The sequence below is a fragment of the Aureimonas pseudogalii genome, assembly GCF_014196835.1.
Lineage (GTDB): Bacteria > Pseudomonadota > Alphaproteobacteria > Rhizobiales > Rhizobiaceae > Aureimonas > Aureimonas pseudogalii.
Genome location: NZ_JACIEK010000040.1, coordinates 1 through 6,596 on the forward strand (window position 1 = coordinate 1; position 6,596 = coordinate 6,596).

The window sequence follows — 6,596 nt, forward strand, 5'->3', positions numbered from 1 at the left end:
GTGCGGCCCGTAGCCGGCGGGCGCGTCCTTCCACTGCAACCCGTTGCGGATCACGTAGACGATACCGCTCACCACCCGCCGATCATCGACCCTTGAAACCCCGTGCGACAAAGGGAAAAACGGCGATATCCGCGCCATCTGGCGCTCGCTCAGAAGAAACAGACCGGCCAACCGAACCTCCGTTCGAAAGCACCACTGAATCAGACTTCAAAGTGAATTTATAGGTTCTGAGCCTAGGGTCTGTTAGCGCCTGATCCAATCGAGAGCTGCGGCGAGGCAGAGGACGCCGAGGAAGCTTGCTGCGGTCTTCTCGTAGCGGGTGGCTACGGCGCGCCACTCCTTCAGCCGCGCCCACAGGCGCTCGACCCGGTTGCGGTTGTTGTAGATCCAGTCCGGGCAGGCGACCGGCGCTTCATGGCGAAGCGGCGGGATGGCCGGTCGGGCACCCATGTTCCAGATGTGCTGGCGGAAGGTATGGCTGGTGTATCCGCGGTCGGCCACGACCCACTTCGGCACGTCCGGCAGGCGCTCCAGCAGCGGGATGGCGTGCGGCAGTTCGTGGGCCTGTCCAGGGGCGAGGTGGAAAGCGATGGCACGCCCGGCGCCGTCGGCCATCACGCAGGCCTTTGTGCCGTAGCCGCCACGAGAGCGGCCAAGCGCTTCACGGCCGTCTCGCTCTTTTGCAGATCCCCCTTTCGGCTGGCGCCCGCGGCCTTCTGGTGCGCCCGGATGTTGGTCCCGTCCAAGAACACCATGCCGAGCCGGATGCCTCGCTCCTGAACCAACGCCAGCAGCTTCTCCCAGACACCGAGCCGCGCCCAGCGGATGAAGGTCTGCGCCGCCATCCACCATGGGCCGAACTCGGCCGGCAGCGATCGCCACTTCGCCCCGTTCTGATGACGCCAGAGGATCGCCTCCACTGTCCGCCGTAGATGTAGGCTCGGCACCTTCGCATGCGGGCGGCACGCTTCGATCAGAGGCTCCAGTTCATCCCATTGCTCGTCGCTCAGCATCGGCACGCTCTCCCTCATCGGAAAAGACAGCGACATAGAGTCGGCTTCAGGCGCTAACAGGCCCTAGATAGATCGCGTCGCGATGTCGGAGCCGAGTCCGTTGCGCGGCGCGCAGGTCGACCGGCGGAACCTCGGTCCTGACGAGCGCTGCGTGGCATTTCCGATCGACACGACGGTCCCACACCGCCGATTGCGAGGTCAGACATCCGGACATCGCCAGCATGCGGCCAATGCGATGCTCTCGGCAATCGGTATCGACCGGATAGCCTTGAGTGGCTGCGGCTGTTTGAAGAACCGCTGGAAGCAGGATCGGCGGAATCATGTCGTCTCCCCGTGCAAACTGCGATCACGCGGCCGTCGTTCCGACCGCTACCGGCGACGGACCACGACCGCGATGCAATATCCCCGCCGGAGGCAAGGCCCCACGCACCACGAGCGTCAGTATGCCTTCGACACGCTGTCGGTCCGCATGCCCACGACCGGCCAGCATGGGGCATCGTTCTTCAGCTGGATTCTCGAGCTTGGGGAAGCAACGGCTCAATCAGATGTCGCCATCGGATAGTGTTATGGCGCGCTTTGCCACTGACGATCGAGCCGCCGAGCGTCACATGGATGCATCCTGAAGGAGGCACCATGACCCACACCGTTCTCATCACCGGCACGTCCAGCGGACTCGGCCGGGCGACCGCGAAGCTGTTTCAGGCGAAGGGCTGGAACGTCGTCGCCACGATGCGCTCGCCCGATGCGGAAACCCAGCTGACGCAGCTCGACCGGACGCTCGTCACGCATCTCGACGTTCAGGACGAGGCGTCGATCGGATCGGCGATCACGGCCGGGCTCGCGGCGTTCGGGCGCATCGACGCCCTCGTCAACAACGCCGGCTATGGCGCCTACGGCCCGCTGGAGACATTCTCCACCGAGAGGGTTCGCCGGCAGTTCGACACCAACGTCCTCGGCCTGATCGCGACGACACAGGCGCTGTTGCCGCATTTTCGCGCCAACCGCGCCGGCACGATCGTGAACGTCTCGTCGGTCGGCGGCCGGATCGCCTTCCCGCTCGGCACCCTCTACCATGCCACCAAGTTCGCGGTGGAGGGGCTGTCGGAGTCGCTCCAGTACGAGCTCGCCGCGTTCGGCGTTCGCGTGAAGCTGGTCGAGCCGGGCGGCATCAAGACCGATTTCGGCGGCCGCTCGCTCGACTTCGGCAACGATCCGTCGCTGACCGAATATCAGCCGCTGGTGCAGTCGGTGCTGGACGTGCTCGGGCCGATGCTGGCGCAAGGGTCGTCGCCCGAGGCGATCGCCGACATCGTGTTCGCGGCGGCCACGGACACGAGCAGCCGGCTCCGGTTCGAGGCGGGGGCGGATGCGCAGCAGATGCTGGGCATGCGGCGGGCCAGCGACGACGACACCTTCTTCGCCGGGCTCCGGGCGCAGTTCGGCGTCGCCGGCTGATCCGCGAAGGACGACACTGGACGGGCACGGCACCCGCGTGTTCGATGGGAGCCATGACCCTGCCCGTCCATAGCTATGCGCTGGATACGACCTGGCGCACGCTCCTCCACGATCTCGGAATCAACTCGGCCGACGTGCTGCGCCGCGCCGGCCTGCCGGACGACCTTCTGGCGCGGCCGAACGCATCGCTGCCGTCGCCGGACTATTACCGGCTCTGGCAGGCGATCGAGGACATGACCGATGGCCCGCTACCGCTCCGGCTCTGCGAGGTGGCCCGGGCCGAGGTCTTTTCACCGCCGCTGTTCGCGGCGCTGTGCAGTCCCGATCTGGTCACGGCGGCCCGGCGCATCGGCACGTACAAGCGGCTCATCGCGCCGATCCGGCTCGACGCCGCCATGGCGGACGGGCGGCTGACGGTAGAATTCACCTGGCTCGATGCCCCGTTCGTTCCCCCGGACTCGCTCGTCCTCATGGATCTGCTGTTCACGGTGGCGCTGGTCCGCATGGGCACGCGCGAGCCGGTTCGCCCGATCGAGGTCGTGACGACCGTGCCGCCCGCCCGGGTCGATGCCTATGAGGCGTTCCTCGGCGCGCGCATCCGCAGGGGTCACGGACATCGGGTCGTCTTCGCGGGCGCCGATGCCACGCGCCCGTTCCTCACCTCCAACGATGCACTGTGGGCCGCGTTCGAGCCCGACCTGCGTCGGCGCCTCGCCGATCTCGATGGTGCCGCGAGCACCGTCGAGCGGGTTCGCGCGGCGTTGCTGGAGGCCTTGCCCAGCGGCCTCGTCGGCATGGATGCCATCGCCCGGCGACTGGGCGCCGGCAAGCGGACGCTCCAGCGCCGCATCGAAGCGGAGGGCACGAGCTACCAGGCCCTGTTGAACACGACGCGCGAGGCGCTTGCCCGGCATTACCTCGAACGGACCACGCTGCCCCCGACCGAAATCTCCTTTCTCCTGGGCTTCGACGAGCCCAATTCCTTCTTTCGCGCCTTCCGCACATGGACGGGAACGACGCCGGAAGTCGTTCGACGCGGCGGGTCGCTCGCCGCCTGAACGACCCGGCACGATCGCCGGCGCACGGGGGTGCTCGATATGACGGCACTGTTCTGCCGCCTCCTCGGCTGAATAGAATTCCGAGCTTATTCCTCGATCAGCGCTGGAAACGACGACATCTTGCCGGGACTACACCGTCCCCGCTGGCCCGCTTCATCGGCGTCGCGGTCGATCGGCAGATGCGCCGCCCTGCGCCGGCGCATCTGCCGGACGGGCACGAAAGTGTGATTTACGGACGCCAGCCAAGAGCGGAAGAGTGAACGACAGGAGCCGGATCAGCGTGAGGGCCGCACCCAGCGGCAATCATGATCTTCATCGCCATGCAGGAATGTCTCGCCGCAATCCTTTTCCAGTCGATAGGCTTTCGCGGCTCGTTTAGCCGGCCTGCACTCTTCTCTATCAACGCCTCGCGGCCAGCTTCGCGACTGGCCATACATTCCGGCGCTCCGCGTTCATGCCTTCGATCGCCAGCGAACAGATCACCAGACCCGTCATCGTGGACGATGCGATCGGCTTCTCTGGCAAGGTCAATCTCTTTATGGTAAGATTTAATAAAAACAGGAGGCTTGCAAAGCATTCGTCGCTACGCAAGGGATTTTTTTCAGATGATGCCCATGAATATCAAATTCATTTGTTGAATGGTTTTCTGGACGGTGTTTTTTAAATTTATTTTCGGTGTCCTGCCGGAATAAGCTGATGTAGATGTGGGCAATTGCGATCGCAATCGTCGTTGGGCTCGTAATTCTTCTCCGTCGGCCTGCTATAGGCTTTTTGAATGGATGGAAACGGTGACCTCTATGCCAAACGCTCTGCGAGCGACACCGACCCGCCGCCTGTTCCTCACGAGCGGCAGTTCTGCGGCGGGATTTCTGAAACAAAAGTTCAGCGCATCCGGGGGCGGGACCCAGGGGTGGTTTCCGTCACCCGGTCATCAGGACCGAGCTATCGAGATACAGACGCGGCTGATCCGGGATCCCGTGCCCGAGACCGATGACTACAACCTATTCTTTGAGGAACGCCGCGCCCACCGAGCCGAGGATCCCCGTCAGTGCGGATCTTGGCTACCCGACGATCCCTCCGTTTTCAGCGATTTTGCTGCGATCGCGACGTGCTGGCCAGATCTGGATCGAGCCGAATTCTGGGTCGATCCAGATCCCAGTGCGCAGTTGAACCTGCTCATGTTTCTGAATTGGGTCTCTTATCACGGCATGGATACCGGAAAACTGTATTTGGTCCATGGTGAGAAGCGTTGGGGAGAAATGGATGCAACCGCTCCCATGTTGATCGTGCCTGAGGCGCAGTCGGCTGATCCTGCGCTTTTGGCACTTGCACAGACAGCGTGGCGTGCCTTCAGATCTTCGCCATCGCGCTGGCTCGACCTTCTCGACGACGATACGTCGCAACTTCCTTATTTGCGTCGAGCCATCGTTGTTCTGCTGGAAGAACTGCCAGACTCGATCACCGGGCTTGGTCGTTCCGAAATCGAGGTGCTTTCTCTCATCGCCGAGGGCGACGTCACGCCGACTCAGATCCAGATGGCGTTCGCCCGCCGCGAACCGCTAACGCTGGAATATTGGGAGGTGGGCAAGCTTCTCGATACGTTAGCCGATCTTGCCGCGCCCGCCATTCTGGGACTGGAAGGTGGGCCTTTCGACATGGCCAGTCACGACGATGAAAGCCGTATGGTTCAATATGATGAGAGCGGACTGCGGCTGTCGGCATTCGGTGAGGCGTTGCTGGAGGGTACAACGGATTTTGGACATCATGGAGGTATCAACCGTTGGTGGGGAGGCATCCATCTTGGCGAAGAATGCTGGCGATGGGACGCGCAACGACAAACGGTAATTCAGCCGACTTGACGCTCCGAGGTGCCGGATATCACCTGCCTTCGGTCGATGCGGCGAGGTGTTCGAACTGACCGACGGTCGTGTTCTCGCGCTCGATGCGCGCGGCGGTCTCGGGGTCGAGAAGCGGGACGTCGGGAATGTGGCTCATGCTACCATCGCCTGCCCCCCCCGGCGGGCGCCGGTATGTTGTGAACGAGCGCGCCCATCGATGACGGTCACGCCGGCTTCGATCGCCGCCGGGATGAGCTGTTCGAGAATCGCCATCGAAAATCCGGATCAGGACATGCTGGCTCTTTTTTGGTGGGGATTTCGAGGCTTGCGTCGTGGCTCGGCCCGATCTGAAACAAGACGTCGGGCTGCCGGATGCGATCAAGGATCTCTGGGTACACGAGAGGGAAGCGTGGGGGGGCCAGGGCTATGTCGATCTCCGTCGACGAGCCGGGAAAGCCTCGATCTCCTCTTATCAGCCCGTCGCACGAGTTCTCCCACCTTGCCCTCCATGACCCGTCCGGGGTGGATGGGGCGGAAGCACTTCCCTCCCAACCGATATCGATGTGGGGAAAATCAGTGCCTTTGTAGGTGAGCCGGGCGCGGTATCCTTGTATGCAGGCGTAGGCATATCGGTCGCCCAGGTTGAGCTTTGCGGGGTGTCCCACGATCCTGCCGACGCGGGTTGCGGCTTCCAGCGCCTTGTTGCCGATCGTCGACGTGATCGGCGCCTCCGTCGCACCGATCCCTCGATGAAGAGATCCACGGCCTTGCGAGCCTGCTCCATCATTTCAGGTGTCGGCGGCATGTTCGGCTCGCGCTTAGCGGCCATCTCACGCGCGATGACGAGCGAGACTTCCATTCGCATGATGGGCGAAACACGGTACGGGCCGCCGTGGGCCATGATGCGGTCGTAAAGCTCCACGCCGTCGTGTTCGCGCGGAAGGATGGCAACGATGACCGACGCTTCGATGAAGAGCATCAGTCCTCTCCCCAGACCTCGTCCGTGATTTCCTTGTGGTCGCTGGGTGGGTGGAAACTGGCCCCAAGGGCCGATAACGGCGAATGCCTTGCCCGAACGATCTTCACCGTCCGACGGCGATTGACGCGACGGATACCTTGCAAACCGGGCCGTTCCACACTGGAGTGGACCCCATTTCGCCGGACAGGCGGCTGTTGGGTTTAGGCACTGAGCCTTATGAACTCACGAGGCGAGCGGAACTTCAGGCCTGAGT

General features: G+C 63.3%; 8 protein-coding genes. 4 read left to right on the forward strand and 4 right to left on the reverse strand.

The annotated features are described in order from the left end of the window. The 3 genes from GGR04_RS23510 to GGR04_RS23520 all read right to left on the reverse strand — a co-directional run. Positions 1-171 (reverse strand): transposase (locus tag GGR04_RS23510; protein ID WP_246393611.1); only part of this gene is annotated, 171 nt, incomplete at its 3' end. A 72-nt stretch (positions 172-243) separates the two neighbouring features. Beyond that, a protein-coding gene (locus tag GGR04_RS23515; protein ID WP_183203009.1) for an IS5 family transposase occupies positions 244-1,013 on the reverse strand; the annotation gives its coding sequence in 2 pieces (ribosomal slippage) (positions 244-698 and positions 698-1,013; 771 coding nt in all). A 46-nt stretch (positions 1,014-1,059) separates the two neighbouring features. Beyond that, entirely contained in the window at positions 1,060-1,335 is a 276-nt protein-coding gene (locus GGR04_RS23520; protein ID WP_183203012.1) for a hypothetical protein, read from the reverse strand. Positions 1,336-1,646: 311 nt separating this feature from the next. Here GGR04_RS23520 and GGR04_RS23525 point away from each other — a divergent pair, with 311 nt between their 5' ends. The 4 genes from GGR04_RS23525 to GGR04_RS23540 all read left to right on the forward strand — a co-directional run bounded on the left by GGR04_RS23525 (position 1,647) and on the right by GGR04_RS23540 (position 5,385). Beyond that, the gene (locus tag GGR04_RS23525) at positions 1,647-2,468 is read left to right on the forward strand and encodes an SDR family oxidoreductase (RefSeq protein WP_183203013.1); all 822 of its coding nucleotides are present in this window, start codon (positions 1,647-1,649) and stop codon (positions 2,466-2,468) included. 53 nt (positions 2,469-2,521) lie between these two features. After that, complete coding sequence (locus tag GGR04_RS23530; protein ID WP_183203015.1) at positions 2,522-3,526, forward strand: AraC family transcriptional regulator; 1,005 nt, start codon at positions 2,522-2,524, stop codon at positions 3,524-3,526. 454 nt (positions 3,527-3,980) lie between these two features. Beyond that, entirely contained in the window at positions 3,981-4,190 is a 210-nt protein-coding gene (locus GGR04_RS23535) for a hypothetical protein (protein ID WP_183203017.1), read from the forward strand. Between the two features lie 115 nt (positions 4,191-4,305). Further along, positions 4,306-5,385 carry a hypothetical protein gene (locus GGR04_RS23540; RefSeq protein WP_183203019.1) on the forward strand — a complete coding sequence of 360 codons (1,080 nt, stop codon included), beginning with the start codon at positions 4,306-4,308 and terminating at the stop codon, positions 5,383-5,385. Between the two features lie 451 nt (positions 5,386-5,836). On the opposite strand, the gene GGR04_RS23545 is transcribed toward GGR04_RS23540, so the two are convergent. Continuing rightward, positions 5,837-6,343, reverse strand: coding sequence for a hypothetical protein (locus GGR04_RS23545; RefSeq protein WP_246393609.1), 507 nt, complete (start codon positions 6,341-6,343; stop codon positions 5,837-5,839). Positions 6,344-6,596 lie beyond the last annotated feature (253 nt).